Source organism: Tsuneonella sp. HG094 (genome assembly GCF_053819285.1).
Genome location: NZ_JBSORA010000001.1, coordinates 739,937 through 755,863, shown reverse-complemented (window position 1 = coordinate 755,863; position 15,927 = coordinate 739,937). Strand labels below are relative to the sequence as shown.

Here is a 15,927-nt window from a genome sequence, read left to right as displayed (position 1 = left end):
TTGCGTGATCGAACGAACCGTTTCCAAGTTGCTCAACGGCATCGCCGCGCTCGGCCTTGTCGCGTCTCCGGTCGTGGCGACCGCGCAGGAAGCGCAAGTTGGAGGCGGGCTCGACCTGCCGACGACATTCTCGGTACTGGGCAAGAACGATCCCAACGTGCGCAAGCCGACCGCGGTGGTGAACGGCCAGATCATCACCGGCACCGATGTCGATCAGCGCGTCGCGCTCGTCACTGCCGCGTCGAAGAACAAGATCGAAGGCGAGGAATTGCAGCGCCTGCGGACCCAGGTGCTCCGCAACCTCATCGACGAATCGCTGCAGATCCAGGCCGCGAAGGCTCAGGAGATCGAGGTCACCCAGCCCGAGGTCGACCAGACGTACGCCCGCGTCGCCGCGCAGAATTTCGGTCAGGACGTCGCCGCGATGGACGCTTACCTGACGAAGATCGGCAGTTCGGCCGGTTCGCTCAAGCGCCAGATCCTCGGCGAGCTTTCGTGGCAGCGCCTCCAGCGCCGCAACATCGCGCCGTTCGTCAACGTGTCGACCGAGGAAGTGAACGAGCTGATCGCCCGTCTCGAAGCGAGCCGCGGCACGGAAGAATATCGCCTCGGCGAAATCTGGCTCGCGTCGACCCCCGAAACGCGCGAGCAGGTGGCGGCCAACATCGGCAAGATCATCGAACAGCTTCGCGGCGGCGGCAGCTTCGTCGGCTATGCGCGCCAGTTCTCCGAATCGCCCACCGCGGCAGTTGGCGGAGACCTCGGCTTCGTGCGGCTCGAGATGCTTCCGGCGGAACTCGCTACGGCTGCCCGTCAGATGCAGGTCGGACAGCTTGTCGGTCCGATCGAGAATTCGGGCGGGTTCTCGATCCTCGCCCTGATCGACAAGAAGGCCGTGCTGATGGCCGATCCGCGCGACGCGGTGCTCAGCCTCAAGCAGATTTCGCAGGAATTCCCGGCTGGCACCACCGAAGCACAGGCGCAAGGCCTGCTGCAGAAATTCGTGTCCGGGGTGCAGTCGATGCGCGGCTGCGGCAGTGCGGAGGAAATCGGTGCGTCGATGGGCGCGCGCGTCGCCAGCAGCGATGGAATCGTCATGCGCTCGCTGCCCGAAGCGATCCAGGGCCTCGTGATGGATTTGCAGGTCGGCCAGACGACCGCGCCGTTCGGCGGCATCGAGGAAGGTGTCAGCGTCCTGATGCTGTGTGGCCGCGACGATCCTAAGGATGCCAGCGCTCCGAACTTCGACCAGTTGATGGCCCAGCTCGAGGACGACCGCGTCAACAAGCGCGCTCAGCGTTACCTGCGCGACCTGCGCAACGACGCGGTGATCGAATACAACTGACGACAGGCATTCCCGGCGATATGGGGGGCCGATGTCCCGGCCCTCCACCCTTTCTCCGATAGCCGTCTCGCCCATCGCGGTTTCCTTGGGCGATCCCGCCGGGATCGGGCCTGAACTGATCGCTGAGGCGTGGGCGCGTCGCGAGCGCGAGGGACTGGTGCCCTTCGCGGTGGTTGGTGGCGCGCGGCTGATGGCTGCAGCAGCCGCCTCGCGCGGTCTCGAACTTCCCATCGAACCGATCGCGTCGCTGGCCGAGGCAGGCGAGGTTTTCGTTCGCGCCCTGCCGGTGCTGGGCAGCCTCGACGGCGTCTGGCGGCCGGGTAAACCCGAGCGCGAAGGCGCGGCGCTTGCGCTCGCCAGCCTGGATGCGGCGACCGCACTTGTCGTCTCGGGCGAAGCGTCCGCGCTCGTCACCGGACCGATCGCCAAGGGCCTGCTCGCCGAAGTCGGATTCAACCACCCCGGCCAGACCGAATTCGTCGCCCATGCCTGCGGGGTGGCTGCGCAGGATGCGGTGATGATGCTCGCCGGGCCGCAGCTCCGCACGATCCCGCTGACGGTCCATGTGGCGCTCGCGCGCGTGCCAAGCCTTGTCTCTCATGACCTGATCTGCCGCCGCGCGCGGATCACGGCCGAGGCGCTGCGGCGCGACTTCGGGATCGAGCGGCCCCGCCTCGCGGTCGCAGCGCTCAATCCGCATGCCGGCGAGGACGGCCGGTTCGGCGACGAAGACCAGCGCATCGTCGCCCCCGCCATCGCCGCGTTGCGGGCCGAGGGCATCGACGCAAGCGGCCCCCACCCCGCCGACGCCCTGTTCTCGCCCCACGCCCGCAGCGACTACGATGTGGCACTGTGCATGTATCACGACCAGGCGCTGATCCCGCTCAAGGCGCTCGATTTCGATAGCGGCGTCAATGTCACCCTCGGCTTGCCGGTCGTGCGCACCAGCCCCGATCATGGCACGGCTTTCGCGATCGCGGGAACGGGCCGCGCCAGTGCCGGCGCGACGATCGCGGCCATCCGCATGGCCGGTGATTGCGCTGCGCGGCGGGCGGCGCATGGCTGAACTGCCGCCCCCCCAACTACCCCCTCTCCGCGAAGTCGTCGCGCGCCACGGGCTCTCGGCGAGCAAGGCGCTGGGGCAGAACTTCCTGTTCGACGAGCAATTGCTCGACCGGATCGCGGCCTTGCCGGGCGACCTCAAGGACAAGGCCGTGCTCGAAATCGGTCCCGGCCCGGGAGGGCTCACGCGGGCGCTCCTTCGGGCCGGGGCGCGCGTCACTGCGATCGAGATGGATCGCCGGTGCCTGCCCGCCCTGGCCGAGCTCGAAGCCGCGTTTCCGGGCAAGCTGCGCGTCATCGAAGGCGATGCGATGAAGATCGATTCCGACGCCACGATGGGCGAACCCTACGCAGTCGTCGCCAACCTGCCGTACAACGTCGGCACCGCGCTTTTCGTCCGCTGGCTGTCGGGCGAGACATGGCCCCCGCGCTGGACCAGCCTCACGCTCATGTTCCAGCAGGAAGTCGCCCAGCGGATCGTCGCCGCGCCGGGCACCGATGCCTATGGGCGACTGGCGGTGCTGGCCCAGTGGCGCAGCGCGGCGAAGCTGGCGATGAAGGTCCACCGCAGCGCCTTCACCCCGCCCCCCAAGGTGATGAGCGCGATCGTCCAAGTCGAACCGACCACGATGCCCGAAGGCGTATCCGCCCGCGTGCTCGAGCGCGTGACCGAGGCGGCCTTCGGCCAGCGCCGCAAGATGCTCCGCCAGAGCGTCAAGGGCGTGCCCGGCGCGCTCGACGCACTCGCCGCGCTGGGCATCGATGAGGCGCGCCGGGCCGAGACCCTGTCGGTGGACGAACTCGTCGCCGTCGCCCGCGCGCTCACGCGGTTTCCGACGAAGGGTTAGCGGCTTACGAGCGGAACAGGTTGGCTTCGGGAACCACGATGACAACCTGCAGGCCTTCCGGCGCCCAGGTTTTCGTCAGCGTGCCGGCCAGTTGCCGCTCCACGCTCATTGTCAGGAGACGACTCCCGAATCCTTCGTTTTCCGGGCTCTCCAGGATCGGCGGCCCTCCACGTTCGGTCCAGTCGATCGTGACATTCGGACCGTCGAGCCTGCACGCGATGTGCAGGGTTCCTTGCGCACTCGACAAGGCGCCGTACTTGGCCGAGTTCGTCGCCAGTTCGTGGATGACGAGGGCAATGGGAGTGGCGCCGCGATCATCGAGCCGGATCGGATCGATATCGATCCGAATTCGGTCGTCGAGCGTGCGATACGGGGCGAGAAGCTCGGTGATCAGCCCGCTCAACTCGCTCGTCGGCAGATCGGGTCTCGATTCATCACTGTGCGGGCGCGCGAAATTGTGCGCGCGACCCAGCGCCATCACGCGGCCGCTCAGATCGCGCAACGCGGTTCCGGAGTCGGTCGCAGATCGCTTCGTCAATTCGATCAGCCCGGCGATCACGGAGAAGATGTTCTTGATCCGGTGGCTAAGCTCGCGGCTCAAGACCTCGAGTTGCTCGGATGCGGACTTGGCGTCGTGGATATCGGTGCATGTCCCGATCCACCGGACGATTTCGCCGTTTTCACGTACCGGCAGAGCCCGGCCTATCGTCCAGCGGTACTCGCCGTCATGGCGCCGCAGACGATACTCGATTTCGTATGGCTCACCGGTTGCGAGCGAATGGCGCCATCGTTCCCACGCGCGCTCCTGGTCCTCGGGATGGAACATCCCATTCCATTCTTCGCCGTCGGTCGATCCCAAAGGCATGCCGGTAAAGGCGTACCATTGGGCATTGTAGTAGTCGTGGTAGCCGTCCGGTTGGGTCGACCAGACCATTTGCGGCATCGTGTCCGTCAAGACACGGAACCCCGCTTCGCTCGCGAGGAACGCTTCGACGCTCTTGTGCTGGTTCTCAGGCACTAACGGGGCCTGCAGACAGGGGACCTGATTGCATCGGCTAGTGAGCGCGTTCGTGCTGCATCTTCTGTTTGATGCGCTCTATCGTATCCACCAGAACCCGTTCGTCGATGGGCTTTTCGACCACCGGGAAATCGAAGGTGTTCAGGCCCGCCAGCTGTCCGGGATTGGCGGTGACGAAGACGATCTCCATACCCGCCGACTGGAGTGACGAGCCGATCTGCGGACCGGTAAAGCCATCGCGCAGATTGAGATCGACGAGCGCGAGATTGGGACCGACCTGGGCCAGGGCCAGCGCGCCATCGGTATCCCCTGCCGTGCCGATCACTTCCACGCCACAGGATTCAAGAATGGATTCGGCATGGATCGCTGCAAGGAACTCGTCTTCGACGATGATGGCACGCATGTATTGACTCGACTCTCGTCCAACTTGATGTGCCGGAAACGAGACGGCGGCCTGCACGTTCCGGTCCTTGCTCCCATTCTTTGCGCAGCGACATTCCTGCAACACGACCGATCGTCAGCCCTTCGCCACCTGACGCCAGTGATGCAGCAGCGGTTCGGTGTAGCCCGATGGCTGCTCGACGCCCTTGAACACGAGGTCGAGCGCGGCCCGGAAGGCCGGCCCGTCCTCGTTGCCGACGAGTGGCACGTAGGACGCATCGCCGGCATTCTGCGCGTCGACCTTGGCGGCCATCCGGCGCAGGCTGTCCATGACCTGTTCGGCGGTGCAGACGCCGTGGTGCAGCCAGTTCGCCATGTGCTGCGAACTGATCCGCAGCGTCGCGCGGTCCTCCATCAGGCCGACGTCGTGAATGTCGGGCACCTTGGAACAGCCCACGCCCTGGTCGATCCAGCGCACGACATAGCCGAGCAACCCTTGCGCGTTGTTGTCGAGTTCCTCGCGCACCTCGTCCTCCGACCAGTTGGTGCCCTGGGCGAGCGGGATCGCCAGCAGTTCGTCGAGGCCAGGAGCGTTACCCAGTTCCTTCTGCCGTTCGAACACATTCATCGTGTGATAGTGCGTCGCGTGAAGCGTGGCCGCGGTGGGCGACGGCACCCACGCAGTGTTCGCTCCCGCTTTGAGGTGGCCGATCTTCTGCACCATCATGTCGGCCATCATGTCGGGCGCGGCCCACATGCCCTTGCCGATCTGGGCCTTGCCCGACAGGCCGTGGGCGAGGCCGATCGCGACATTGCGCGCCTCGTACGACTGCAGCCAACTCGAGGTCTTCATCTCCGCCTTGCGGATCATCGGCCCTGCCTGCATCGATGTGTGGATTTCGTCGCCCGTCCGGTCGAGGAAGCCAGTGTTGATGAACACGATCCGATCGCGCACGGCGTGGATGCAGGCGGCGAGGTTGGCGCTGGTGCGCCGCTCCTCGTCCATCACGCCGACCTTGATCGTATGGCGGTCGAAGCCGAGCAGGTCCTCCACCGCGTCGAACAGGTAGTTGGTGAAGGCGCACTCCTCCGGTCCGTGCTGCTTGGGCTTGACGATGTAGATCGAGCCGGTGCGGCTGTTCCGGAACCGGCCGAGCCCGCGCACGTCGTGCGCGCCGATGGCGCTGGTGATCACCGCATCCATGATGCCCTCGGGCACCTCGCTGCCATCGGGCAGCCGGATCGCCGGGTTGGTCATCAGGTGGCCGACGTTGCGCACGAACAGCAAGCTGCGGCCGGGGAGGACGGTGTCACCCACGGTCACGTCGTCGGCCAGGCGGCGGGTCAGTTGCTTGCCGCCCTTTTCGAACGTCTCGGAAAGGTCACCGCGGATCACGCCGAGCCAGTTGCGATAGGCGGCGAGCTTGTCCTCGGCATCGACCGCCGCGATCGAATCCTCGAGGTCGCAGATCGTCGTCAGCGCCGATTCGAGGATAACGTCGGCGATTCCCGCCGGGTCGTCGCTGCCGACGGGCGTGGTCGAATCGAAGATAACTTCGATGTGCAAGCCGTTGTTGGAAAACATCTTGCCGCGCGCCGTCTCGCCCACGAACTGCTTCGGACCGGCGAGAGCAATGGCGTCCGGCCCGGCGAGGTCGACCCAGCTTCCGCTCGCTAGCGGCAGCGACTCGTCAAGAAAGGCGCGCACCTTGGCGATGACCGCCTGCCCCCGCGCCTTGTCGTAGCCGCCCGGTTGCGCCGGCGGAGCGTCGAGTGCGTCGGTGCCGTAGTAGGCGTCGTAGAGGCTGCCCCAGCGCGCATTGGCCGCGTTGAGCAGGAAACGCGCGTTGAGCACGGGCACCACCAGTTGCGGCCCCGCCATCGTCGCGATCTCGGGATCGACGTTCCGCGTGCCGATAGTGAACGCGGCAGGTTCGGGCACGAGGTAGCCGATCTGTTCAAGGAACGCGCGATAAGCCACCGCGTCGTGCGGCTGGCCACGGCGCTCGCGGTGCCAGGCGTCGATCTTTGCTTGGAGTTCATCGCGCTTGGCCAGCAAGTCGCGGTTGCGCGGGGCGAACCGGGCGAGAAGGTCGGCGAAGTCTTTCCAGAACCCCGCAGCGTCGGTGCCAAGCGGCGCCAGCACCTCGCTCTCGACGAACGCGGCCAGTGCCTGATCGACCTGCAGGCCAGCTTTTTCGGTGGTGCTCACAACGTCCCTCGTCTTTGGCTTGCCGACGGAATCGTCGGTATTTCAGACTTGCCCGGGGAGGAAGCGAGGCGCGCTATGGCCGCGCGAAGCCCTGTTTGCAACCATGGGGTTGGACGCATGCGCGCCGGGCGCTAGGAGCGGTTGCAGATGAAACCTGCTCCCGACCAGTTCACCGACAGCATCGATGGCGCGGCCATGCTCGCGCAGACGCGCGAATGGAGCGCGGTCAACACGGGCACCGCGAACCTCGCCGGTCTGGCGACACAGGCGGGGATGCTCGCCGACGCTTTTTCCGCGCTGCCGGGCGACGTGGAGTTGGTCGAACCCGCCCCGGTCACCGCGATCGCCGCCGATGGACGCGAAGTCGCGAAGGAGCACGGGAAGCACCTGGTCCTCCGGCTCCGCCCCGAAGCTGAGCGCCGGGTGCTTCTGACAGGGCACATGGATACCGTCTTCCCCGCCGACCACGCGTTCCAGGACCAGCACTGGATCGACGATGCCACGCTCGTCGGCCCGGGCCTTGCCGACATGAAGGGCGGGATCGCGGTGATCCTCCACGCGCTGACCGCTCTCGAGGCGACGCGCGCGGGCCAACCGCTCGGCTACGACGTGATGATCAACTCCGACGAGGAGACCGGTTCGCTCGCTTCGGCGGCGCTCATCGCGCAACTCGCGAAAGGGAAGTACGCCGCGCTTACCTACGAGCCGAGCGCGCTCCCTGACGGTACCCTCGCCCACGCGCGCGGCGGAAGCGGCAACTACTCGGTCACCGTCACCGGGCGCTCCGCTCACGCGGGCCGCAACCCGCAGGAGGGGCGCAACGCGATCGTCGCCGCGGCCGATCTTGCCGTGCGCCTCAAGGCGATCGGCCACGCCGGCCTGTCGGTGAACCCTGCCCGGATCGACGGCGGCGCGGCGAACAACGTGGTGCCGGACCATGCCGTCCTGCGCTTCAACATCCGCCCGAAATCGACCGAGGCGGCGACGGCATTTGAAAGCAATCTCAAGACATTGCTCAGCGAGATTCAGACATTGCACGAAGTAACGCTCCACCTCCACGGTGGCATCACCCGCCCGCCCAAGCCCGTCGATGCGCGCGCGCAGAAGCTGTTCGATCTGGTGCGGGAATGCGGGGCTGAGCTGGGCCAGGCAATCGGCTGGCAGCCTTCGGGCGGGGTGTGCGACGGCAACAACATCGCCGCGTGCGGCATCCCCGTGGTTGATACGATGGGCGTGCGCGGCGGAGCGATCCACTCGCCCGACGAATTCCTCATCGTCCCCAGCCTGGCCGAGCGGGCCGCGCTTTCGGCGCTCGTCCTCGCCCGCATCGCATCCGGAGAAGTCATTTGAGTTTCCGCCTCCGCGCCGCCCACCCGGGCGACCTTGAACCGCTCTACGAGATGGCGAAACTCACCGGCGGCGGATTTACCAATCTGCCCGCCGATCGCGCCTCGCTCGGCGCCAAGCTGGAGCGCGCCGAGGCCGCGTTCGGCCGCGAGGACGATTCGCTCGCCGACGAACAGTTCGTGCTGGTGCTGGAAAACGTCGAGACGGGCGAAGTGCGCGGCACCTGCCAGCTCATGACCCAGGTCGGCCAGCGCTGGCCGTTCTATTCGTACCGCATCACGACGCTGACCCAGCACTCGCAGGAACTCGAGCGCACGGTGCGCGCGGACCTGCTCAGCCTCGTCACCGATCTCGAAGGGTCGTCCGAGGTCGGCGGGCTGTTTCTCCACCCCAATGAGCGCGCAGGCGGCCTCGGCCTGCTGCTGGCGCGCAGCCGCTACCTCTTCATCGCGATGCACCGCGCGCGCTTCGCCGACCGCATCCTTGCGGAACTGCGCGGCATCATCGACGAGCGCGGCGGGTCGCCCTTTTGGGACGGCGTCGCGGGCCGGTTCTTCGGCATGGGTTTCCAGGAGGCCGACTATTTCAACGCGATCAACGGCAACCAGTTCATCGCCGACCTGATGCCCAAGCACCCGGTCTACATCGCCATGCTGAGCGAAAAGGCGCGCGAGGTGATCGGCCTGCCCCACCCCACCGGCCGCGCTGCCATGCGGATGCTGGAGCACGAGGGCTTTCGCCATGATGGCTACGTCGACATTTTCGACGGCGGCCCGACGATGACCGCGCGCACAAACGACGTGAAATCGATCCGCGATGCCCGGCCCGGCCGGGTCGGCAGCACCGATCTCGACATCGGCGAACGCGCCATCCTCGCCACCGGGACGCTCGGCTCGTTCCGCGCCGCGTTCGGGATGCGCGACGTCCACGCCGACGGCACGACCGACATCGACCGCAAGTCGGCCGCCGCGCTCGGCATCGGCGCGGGCGACGAGGTGTGGAGCGTCACGCGGTGAGCGTGCGCGAGATCAATTTCGACGGGATCGTGGGCCCCAGCCACAACTACGCGGGCCTCAGCCTCGGCAACCTCGCCGCGACGCGCCATGCCGGCACCGCCAGCTTCCCCCGCGCCGCGGCGTTGCAGGGTCTCGCCAAGATGCGGAGCAACATGGCGCTGGGGCTGGCGCAAGGATTCCTCGTGCCGCTGCCCCGCCCCAACCCGGACTATCTCGCACGGCTCGGCGCGAGCGAGGATACCGATCCCGCGCTCACTGCGGCGGCCTGGTCCGCCTCGTCGATGTGGACCGCGAACGCCGCCACCGTGAGCCCCGCGGCCGACACCGCGGACGGACGCTGCCACCTTACTCCGGCCAACCTCGTCACCATGCCGCACCGGGCGCAGGAATGGCCCGACACCGCGCGCCAGCTCAAAGTCGCATTTGCCGACACCGCGCATTTCATGCTTCACGACCCGGTCCCGCCGAGCTTCGGCGACGAAGGCGCAGCGAACCACATGCGGCTGTGCGAGCGCCACGATGCGCCGGGTGTCGAGGTCTTCGTCTACGGCCGGAGCGGCGGCGCCTTCCCTGCTCGCCAGCACGAACAAGCGAGCCGCGCGGTCGCCCGCCTCCACGAACTGGACCCTGCCCGCATCGTCTTCATCGAGCAAAACCCCGCCGCGATCGCCGCGGGTGCGTTCCACAACGATGTCGTCGCAGTCGCCAACAGCCGGGTGCTGTTCACCCACGCCGAGGCGTTCGCCGACCAGGCCGCGTCGTACGAAGCGATCCGGCGCGCATTCCCCCCGCTCGAGGTGGTCGAAGTGCCCACGGACGCGGTATCGCTCGACGATGCCATCCGCAGCTACCTGTTCAACGCCCAGCTCGTGACCCTGCCGACCGGCGAGAATGCCCTGATCGTGCCCACCGAATGCCGCGAAAATGCGAACGTCGCGGGCTATCTCGATACCCTCGTCGCGGGGAATGGCCCCATCCGCCGGGTGGAATACGTCGACGTGCGCCAGTCGATGGCAAACGGCGGCGGTCCGGCATGCTTGCGATTGCGCGTGGTCGCCGATCCCGCGACCGTAGACCCCCGCTTCCTGCTCGACGAAGGCAAGGCCGATGCGATCGAAGCGACCATCGCCGCGCACTGGCCCGACCAAATCGATCCTGCCGATCTCGGACGCGCGTCACTGGTAGAGCAGGTGATTTCGGCACGGGCGCGGCTCCTCGATACGCTCGATCTCGAGAATCTGGGTTAACGCGCTGGACCCCGCGTCGCCCTGGTTTACACTCCCACATTCGTTAACCTTCGCGGGGCGCGGTACACCGTCGTTGGCACGGTATTTGCTCCCCACGGTGTTAAGGAAGTTGTGGGTACAATGCTCAAGAAGATCCAACGGCTGTTCATCATCAAGACGCGGTTCGAGGCGTGCCTGATCATCTACGCCCTGGGCCTGGGTGCGTGCGAACGCGGGATCCATTACATGGAACAGTATCCCGGCTTTGGCGGCAAGCTGCTGTTCCTCGCCGCCACCGGGTCGGTCTTCCTCGGCGGCGCGAAGATCTTCGACTGCATCCGTTTCGAGCAAGAGAAGCAGGACGCTTCGAAAGCGACTGCAACAGTCGAACCAACCGTCTGATTCGCACTCGTTTTCGAGGATAGGTGGGGCGGTTCTGTTGCTAGGCCCGCCCCGGGCCCCCGGTTTCCGATTCTGTTACCCGGTTCGGTCCGAACCGTGCTCAAGTCTTTGTAACGTCAGGCCGTTAGGCCCTAAAATTACGCAGCGAGAGCAAGTGCGTCGTTGTCGTTGGCACTTGTGTGTTGTGAGCCTATTTGCGGGTTACTCAGCCCGAGCAAAAACGATGCTTTTCAATACACGTCGATCCTAGTTCGGCCCCATCATTTTCCCCGCAACGTCGGGGAAGGTGGTGGAGCCGCCGGGTACTGCCCCCGGGTCCGCTGTATCTATTGCACACCGCAATTTATCGCCATAGCCGGGCGAACCCGGCACCGCCCGATATAGGCGATGCCGGCTTAATGTGAAGTGACTTGCCGCAGGCCGAATTACGGGCGCCGCTTCAGCTCGTCGCGGATTTCGGCGAGCAGCTCGACCTCGGTCGGGCCGGCGGGCGCATCGGGCGCCTTGTGCATGGCCTTGTTCGCCGCCTTGACGATCAGGAAGATGATAAAGGCGACGATCACGAAATTGACCGCGGCGGTCACGAACTGGCCATAGCCGAGCATGGCCACACCCGCTTCCTTGAGCGCGGCGTAGCTTGTGGCGTCGCCCTTGAAATCCGCGGGGATCGGCCCGAGCCGGAGGAAGTAGTTCGAGAAATCGAGGCCGCCGAAGATCGCGCCGATCAGCGGCATGACGAGATCTTCCGTGAACGAGGTGACGATCGCCCCGAACGCCGCACCGATGACGACCGCGACCGCCAGGTCGAGCACATTACCGCGCGCGATGAACGCCCTGAATTCCTGCAACATGCGATTCCCTCCACCTTGAAATGCAAGACCTGTGTCGCGCGGAAAAATCGGCGGGTCAATTGGTCCGCATTTCCTTGAATGCCGCCCTTGGTGTGCTAGATTCGCAATACAGGTGGGCCCGATGCCCGCCGCATTGGGAAGAAGGGGTTTGTCGATGAACTTCACCGCCATCCGCCGCGCAGGGCTCGTCGCACTGGCAGCGCTTGGGCTCGCATCGTGCGGGATCAACTCGATTCCGACCAAGGAGGAGACCGCCAAGGCCCGCTGGGCCGATGTGGAGGCTGCCTTTCAGGAGCGTGCGAATCTCATCCCCAACCTCGCCGAAGTGGCCAAGGGCGCGGCCGAACAGGAGCGCGGCATCCTGACCGACGTGATCGAAGCGCGCGCCAAGGCGACCAGCGTGACAATCACCGCCGATGACCTGACCGACGAAGCGAAAATGGCCGAATACCAGGCCGCGCAGGGCCAGCTCAGCGCCGGCCTCGGCCGCCTGCTCGCCAACTTCGAGGCCTATCCCGACCTCAAGTCGATCACCAATTACCAGATGCTCCAGGGACAGCTCGAAGGCAGCGAGAACAAGGTCCGCATCGCCATCCGCGACTACAACGAAGCGGTGCGCGACTATAACACCGAGATCCGCACCTTCCCGAGCGCGATCGGCGCCAACGTGATCTACGGATCCAAGCCGATCGTGCCCTACAAGGCCGTCACCCAAGGCGCCGAAGTCGCCCCGACGCTCGACATGACACCGTCGGGCTCGGCAACCAAGACCAACTGACGGACCGCTGGTGCGCGCACTCGCGCTTCTGTTCGCCACGCTGGCGGCGCTGTTCGCGTCGCCGGCTCTGGCACAGGACTTTCCCCAGCTGTCCGGCCGGGTGGTCGATGCCGCGAACGTCATCCCGGCGGACGTCGAAGCCGCGCTCGATGCGAAGGTGACGGCGTTCGAGGCGCGCACCCAGCGTCAATTCGTGGTCGCCACGGTGCCAAGCCTCGAAGGCTACGACATCGCCGACTACGGTTATCGCCTCGGCCGGGCGTGGGGCATCGGCGACAAGGACCGCGAGGACGGCGTGATCCTGCTGGTCGCGCCGAACGACAAGAAGGTGCGGATCGAGGTCGGCTACGGCCTCGAACCCGTCCTGACCGACGGCTACTCCACGCTGATCGTGCAGAACACGATCCTGCCCGCGTTCAAGAAGGGCGACATGCCCGGCGGCATCGTCGCGGGTGCCGACGCGATCATCAGGCAGCTCGAACTGCCGCCCGAGGAGGCCGCCAAGGTCGCGCAGGCAGCCGAGGCAAGTGCCTCGGAAGGCGACGGCGGTTTCCCGTTCGGCCTGATCGTGTGGATGGCCTTCCTGTTCCTGTTCTTCATCCTGCCGATGATGCGCGGTCGCCGTCGCGGCGGGCGCCACAACGGTACGCTGACCGGCAGCACGGTGGGCGACATCGTGCTGTGGGAGGTCGGCAAGGGAATCGCCCGCGGCGCGTCCGGCGGCGGCGGCGGCTGGGGTGGTGGCGGCTTCGGTGGAGGCGGTGGCGGCTTTTCGGGCGGTGGCGGCAGTTTCGGAGGCGGTGGCGCCTCCGGGGGGTGGTGATGGCGTACTTGAGCGAAGCCGAACACGCGCAGGTGTCCGCCGCGGTCGCCGCTGCGGAGGCGCACAGCGCGGGCGAAATCGTGACCGTGCTCGCCGATCGGTCCGACGGGTACAGCGACATCCGCCTCGCCTGGTGCGTGCTCGCGGCGACGACCGCGCTCGCGGTGCTGGCGCTGCTGCCGGGCTTCTACCTGCCGCTGGTCGATGCGGTGCTCGGCGGCTGGAACCACGAATGGTCGCCGCAAGCGGTGCTGACGCTCGCGCTGGTCGTGGTGATCGCCAAGTTCACCGGCATGTGGCTGATCCAGCTGTGGGAGCCTCTGCGCTTCTGGCTGATCCCGCCTCCGGTGAAGAAAGCGCGCGTGCGCGACGCAGCGGTGCGCCACTTCAAGGTCGGCGCCGAGCGTCGCACCCACGGTCGCACCGGCGTGCTGATCTACCTCTCGATGCGCGAGCACCGGGCCGAGATCGTCGCCGACGAGGCGATCGCCTCCAGGGTCTCGGCAGAGGTATGGGGCGGCGCCATGGCCGACATGCTGGTGCACATTCGTGAAGGCCGCGTGGCAGAGGGTCTGGTTGCCGCGGTTACCGATGTCGGCGCGGTGCTCGCCGAGCATTTCCCGCGCGCCGAGGACGACACCAACGAACTGCCCGACCGGCTGATCGAGGTCTGACCGTTCGCGCCGGGCGGATCGAGGCTTTCCTACAAGCACCGGTCCATGCCAGTGACAGCGTGCGAATGCAGTTCTTCGGGAGAGGCACCCAAATCCAGGCTTCCCCCTCCCGACAAGCGCTGCGTTCTGGTGTCAACTTCGTGTCACCTTTCGAGCCGGAGAATGCTGTGCCGCCCGCAGATTTCGTCAGCCACGATCACGATGCCGACCAGCCCGAAGAGATCGTCTGGCAGGGCAAGTTCGTCACCGCAAAAAGGCGCGGGCGGTGGGAATACGTCGGCCGGTCGCGCAATATCCGCGCTGCGGTCATCCTCGCGATCGAGGACGGCCACGTCCTTCTGGTCGAACAGTACCGCGTCCCGCTCGGCAAGGTCTGCCTCGAACTTCCTGCCGGTTTGATCGGCGATGACGAGGGCTCCGCCGATGAGGATCCGCTCGCCGCTGCGGGTCGCGAACTGGAGGAGGAAACCGGCTGGCGCGCAGCCGAACTGGTCGACGTAGGAGAGTTCTTTAGTTCTCCCGGTATGCTCGGGGAGAGCTTCACGCTGGTCCGCGCATCGGGCCTCACGCAGATTGGCCCGGGTGGCGGGACCGACGGAGAGGATATTACCGTCTACCGGGTCCCCCTTGCCGATCTCCCGGTTTTCGTCGAAGGACGCAGGGCTGCGGGCGTCGGGATCGACGTTCGAATAATGGGTCTGCTGCTGGCGGGCGAGTTCTGACGGGAGAGATTGATGGCTGGACGGGTTGCGGGCAAGCTGGCGCTGGTGACCGGCGCGGCGCAGGGGCTAGGCGCGGCACACTGCGAAGTGCTCGCCCGCGAAGGCGCGCGGGTGCTCTGCACCGACATCAACGGCGCAGGCGCGGAAGAGACCGCCGCACGGATCAACGCGGCGCACGGTGCGGGCACAGCCTTCGCCATGCAGCAGGACGTCACCAGCGAAGACGGGTGGAACGCCGCGATCGAAATGGCGCGCGATAGCCTCGGCGGCCTGAGCGTGCTGGTGAACAACGCCGGTGTCGGCGTGCGCGGCAATATCGAGACCTGCACGCTCGAAGAATGGCGCCGCGGCTTCGCGATCAACGTCGAAAGCGTGTTCCTCGGCTGCCAGAAGGCGTTGCCGCTGATGAAGGACAACCAGCCCGGCAGCATCATCAACATCAGTTCGATCGCGGGCCTGATCGCGAGCGACACGATGCCCGGCTACAACGCCAGCAAGGCGGCGGTGTGGATGCTGTCGAAGTCGGTCGCGCTCTATTGCGGGAAGATGGGCTGGAATATCCGCTGCAATTCGGTCCACCCGACTTTCGTCGACACGCCCATCCTCGACGGGATGGCAGCGGGCCGCGACAAGGCGGTGATCATGGACAAGCTGGCGCGGCAAATCCCGCTCAAGCGGGTCGGCGAGCCACGCGAAATCGCCGATGGCGTACTGTTCCTCGCCAGCGACGAGAGCAGCTTCATGACCGGCGCCGAGCTCAAGCTAGACGGCGGCATCAGCGCAATGTGAAGTGAAGGAGGGAGCCCCTTCAAGGAGCTCCCTCAGTCGGCGATCAGCGCGATCGCGAGGTAGACCAAGATCAGCGATCCGAAGCCCAGGATCGTGCCGGCCACGAAGGCCACCCGCACGATCATCGGGTCGATGCCGGCCCAGTTGGCGATCCCGGCGCAGACGCCCGAGATCTTGGCGTTGCGGCGGTCGAGCGCGAAGCCCTGCTTCGCGGGGACGACCGCCGGTGTGTCGCGGCGGCCGGTCATCACGCGATCATCCCGCCGGGGAGCAGCGCACCGCCGTTGGCCGGGGCAATCGCGGCGGCGAACATCACGAGGCTGAAGACGAGCGAGAAGACCGCAGCGGCAGCCTTGTTGTTGAGGATTTCCATTGTCGTATTCCCTTTTCCTTGGTCCGGCGGACCGTTCCGCTGGATGCAGGACACATCGCA

At 66.3% G+C, this 15,927-nt stretch carries 18 protein-coding genes and 1 other RNA gene; 12 read left to right on the top strand and 7 right to left on the bottom strand.

The window, feature by feature from the left end:
• Positions 1 to 4: 4 nt before the first annotated feature.
• From ACWPMX_RS03760 to rsmA, 3 genes are read left to right on the top strand one after another with little or no spacing between them, the layout of a single operon-like run.
• Positions 5 to 1,345: a peptidylprolyl isomerase gene (locus ACWPMX_RS03760; protein ID WP_455698708.1), complete on the top strand. Its 1,341-nt coding sequence runs from the start codon at positions 5 to 7 to the stop codon at positions 1,343 to 1,345.
• Between the two features lie 31 nt (positions 1,346 to 1,376).
• Positions 1,377 to 2,411, top strand: coding sequence for a 4-hydroxythreonine-4-phosphate dehydrogenase PdxA (pdxA, locus tag ACWPMX_RS03755; protein WP_455698707.1), 1,035 nt, complete (start codon positions 1,377 to 1,379; stop codon positions 2,409 to 2,411).
• Complete coding sequence (rsmA, locus tag ACWPMX_RS03750) at positions 2,404 to 3,255, top strand: 16S rRNA (adenine(1518)-N(6)/adenine(1519)-N(6))-dimethyltransferase RsmA (RefSeq protein ID WP_455698706.1); 852 nt, start codon at positions 2,404 to 2,406, stop codon at positions 3,253 to 3,255. The genes pdxA and rsmA overlap by 8 nt, the downstream gene beginning before the upstream one ends.
• Positions 3,256 to 3,259: 4 nt before the next feature.
• On the opposite strand, the gene ACWPMX_RS03745 is transcribed toward rsmA, so the two are convergent.
• The 3 genes from ACWPMX_RS03745 to ACWPMX_RS03735 all read right to left on the bottom strand — a co-directional run bounded on the left by ACWPMX_RS03745 (position 3,260) and on the right by ACWPMX_RS03735 (position 6,866).
• Positions 3,260 to 4,273 carry a sensor histidine kinase gene (locus ACWPMX_RS03745; RefSeq protein WP_455698705.1) on the bottom strand — a complete coding sequence of 338 codons (1,014 nt, stop codon included), beginning with the start codon at positions 4,271 to 4,273 and terminating at the stop codon, positions 3,260 to 3,262.
• A gap of 37 nt (positions 4,274 to 4,310) precedes the next feature.
• Positions 4,311 to 4,676: a response regulator gene (locus ACWPMX_RS03740; RefSeq protein WP_455698704.1), complete on the bottom strand. Its 366-nt coding sequence runs from the start codon at positions 4,674 to 4,676 to the stop codon at positions 4,311 to 4,313.
• Positions 4,677 to 4,790: 114 nt separating this feature from the next.
• Positions 4,791 to 6,866 (bottom strand): malate synthase G, encoded by a 2,076-nt coding sequence (locus tag ACWPMX_RS03735; protein ID WP_455698703.1) that lies wholly within the window; start codon positions 6,864 to 6,866, stop codon positions 4,791 to 4,793.
• Positions 6,867 to 7,013: 147 nt separating this feature from the next.
• Here ACWPMX_RS03735 and ACWPMX_RS03730 point away from each other — a divergent pair, with 147 nt between their 5' ends.
• The 4 genes from ACWPMX_RS03730 (at position 7,014) to ACWPMX_RS03715 (ending at position 10,857) form a co-directional block, all read left to right on the top strand.
• The gene (locus ACWPMX_RS03730) at positions 7,014 to 8,216 is read left to right on the top strand and encodes a hydrolase (RefSeq protein WP_455698702.1); all 1,203 of its coding nucleotides are present in this window, start codon (positions 7,014 to 7,016) and stop codon (positions 8,214 to 8,216) included.
• On the top strand, positions 8,213 to 9,229 hold the full coding sequence (locus ACWPMX_RS03725; RefSeq protein ID WP_455698701.1) for an arginine N-succinyltransferase: 1,017 nt from the start codon (positions 8,213 to 8,215) through the stop codon (positions 9,227 to 9,229). The genes ACWPMX_RS03730 and ACWPMX_RS03725 overlap by 4 nt, the downstream gene beginning before the upstream one ends.
• Positions 9,226 to 10,476: an N-succinylarginine dihydrolase gene (locus tag ACWPMX_RS03720; RefSeq protein ID WP_455698700.1), complete on the top strand. Its 1,251-nt coding sequence runs from the start codon at positions 9,226 to 9,228 to the stop codon at positions 10,474 to 10,476. Before ACWPMX_RS03725 ends, ACWPMX_RS03720 begins: the two co-directional genes overlap by 4 nt.
• 120 nt (positions 10,477 to 10,596) lie before the next feature.
• Positions 10,597 to 10,857, top strand: a complete 261-nt coding sequence (locus ACWPMX_RS03715; RefSeq protein ID WP_455698699.1) for a hypothetical protein — start codon at positions 10,597 to 10,599, stop codon at positions 10,855 to 10,857.
• Positions 10,858 to 10,918: 61 nt separating this feature from the next.
• Here ACWPMX_RS03715 and ssrA read toward each other — a convergent pair.
• Positions 10,919 to 11,266, bottom strand: a transfer-messenger RNA (tmRNA) gene (gene ssrA / locus ACWPMX_RS03710).
• Positions 11,267 to 11,282: 16 nt separating this feature from the next.
• Complete coding sequence (gene mscL / locus ACWPMX_RS03705; protein WP_455700721.1) at positions 11,283 to 11,708, bottom strand: large conductance mechanosensitive channel protein MscL; 426 nt, start codon at positions 11,706 to 11,708, stop codon at positions 11,283 to 11,285.
• 154 nt (positions 11,709 to 11,862) lie between these two features.
• Here mscL and ACWPMX_RS03700 point away from each other — a divergent pair, with 154 nt between their 5' ends.
• The 5 genes from ACWPMX_RS03700 to ACWPMX_RS03680 all read left to right on the top strand — a co-directional run bounded on the left by ACWPMX_RS03700 (position 11,863) and on the right by ACWPMX_RS03680 (position 15,494).
• The gene (locus ACWPMX_RS03700; protein WP_455698698.1) at positions 11,863 to 12,486 is read left to right on the top strand and encodes a LemA family protein; all 624 of its coding nucleotides are present in this window, start codon (positions 11,863 to 11,865) and stop codon (positions 12,484 to 12,486) included.
• A gap of 7 nt (positions 12,487 to 12,493) precedes the next feature.
• Positions 12,494 to 13,309: a TPM domain-containing protein gene (locus ACWPMX_RS03695; protein WP_455700720.1), complete on the top strand. Its 816-nt coding sequence runs from the start codon at positions 12,494 to 12,496 to the stop codon at positions 13,307 to 13,309.
• Positions 13,309 to 13,983 carry a TPM domain-containing protein gene (locus tag ACWPMX_RS03690; protein WP_455698697.1) on the top strand — a complete coding sequence of 225 codons (675 nt, stop codon included), beginning with the start codon at positions 13,309 to 13,311 and terminating at the stop codon, positions 13,981 to 13,983. Before ACWPMX_RS03695 ends, ACWPMX_RS03690 begins: the two co-directional genes overlap by 1 nt.
• 140 nt (positions 13,984 to 14,123) lie before the next feature.
• Positions 14,124 to 14,705 (top strand): NUDIX hydrolase, encoded by a 582-nt coding sequence (locus ACWPMX_RS03685; RefSeq protein WP_455698696.1) that lies wholly within the window; start codon positions 14,124 to 14,126, stop codon positions 14,703 to 14,705.
• Between the two features lie 12 nt (positions 14,706 to 14,717).
• Complete coding sequence (locus tag ACWPMX_RS03680; RefSeq protein WP_455698695.1) at positions 14,718 to 15,494, top strand: SDR family oxidoreductase; 777 nt, start codon at positions 14,718 to 14,720, stop codon at positions 15,492 to 15,494.
• A 32-nt stretch (positions 15,495 to 15,526) separates the two neighbouring features.
• Here the strand turns inward: ACWPMX_RS03680 and ACWPMX_RS03675 are convergent, their stop codons facing one another.
• Positions 15,527 to 15,742 (bottom strand): PspC domain-containing protein, encoded by a 216-nt coding sequence (locus ACWPMX_RS03675; protein ID WP_455698694.1) that lies wholly within the window; start codon positions 15,740 to 15,742, stop codon positions 15,527 to 15,529.
• The gene (locus ACWPMX_RS03670) at positions 15,742 to 15,867 is read right to left on the bottom strand and encodes a hypothetical protein (RefSeq protein ID WP_455698693.1); all 126 of its coding nucleotides are present in this window, start codon (positions 15,865 to 15,867) and stop codon (positions 15,742 to 15,744) included. The genes ACWPMX_RS03675 and ACWPMX_RS03670 overlap by 1 nt, the downstream gene beginning before the upstream one ends.
• Positions 15,868 to 15,927 lie beyond the last annotated feature (60 nt).

Coding starts and splice junctions, on each gene's coding strand:
- ACWPMX_RS03730 (WP_455698702.1), top strand. CDS start 7,014: ATGAAACCTGCTCCCGACCAGTTCACCGACAGCATCGATGGCGCGGCC.
- mscL (WP_455700721.1), bottom strand. CDS start 11,708: ATGTTGCAGGAATTCAGGGCGTTCATCGCGCGCGGTAATGTGCTCGAC.
- ACWPMX_RS03700 (WP_455698698.1), top strand. CDS start 11,863: ATGAACTTCACCGCCATCCGCCGCGCAGGGCTCGTCGCACTGGCAGCG.
- ACWPMX_RS03690 (WP_455698697.1), top strand. CDS start 13,309: ATGGCGTACTTGAGCGAAGCCGAACACGCGCAGGTGTCCGCCGCGGTC.
- ACWPMX_RS03680 (WP_455698695.1), top strand. CDS start 14,718: ATGGCTGGACGGGTTGCGGGCAAGCTGGCGCTGGTGACCGGCGCGGCG.
- ACWPMX_RS03740 (WP_455698704.1), bottom strand. CDS start 4,676: ATGCGTGCCATCATCGTCGAAGACGAGTTCCTTGCAGCGATCCATGCC.
- ACWPMX_RS03715 (WP_455698699.1), top strand. CDS start 10,597: ATGCTCAAGAAGATCCAACGGCTGTTCATCATCAAGACGCGGTTCGAG.
- ACWPMX_RS03670 (WP_455698693.1), bottom strand. CDS start 15,867: ATGGAAATCCTCAACAACAAGGCTGCCGCTGCGGTCTTCTCGCTCGTC.
- pdxA (WP_455698707.1), top strand. CDS start 1,377: ATGTCCCGGCCCTCCACCCTTTCTCCGATAGCCGTCTCGCCCATCGCG.
- rsmA (WP_455698706.1), top strand. CDS start 2,404: ATGGCTGAACTGCCGCCCCCCCAACTACCCCCTCTCCGCGAAGTCGTC.
- ACWPMX_RS03675 (WP_455698694.1), bottom strand. CDS start 15,742: ATGACCGGCCGCCGCGACACACCGGCGGTCGTCCCCGCGAAGCAGGGC.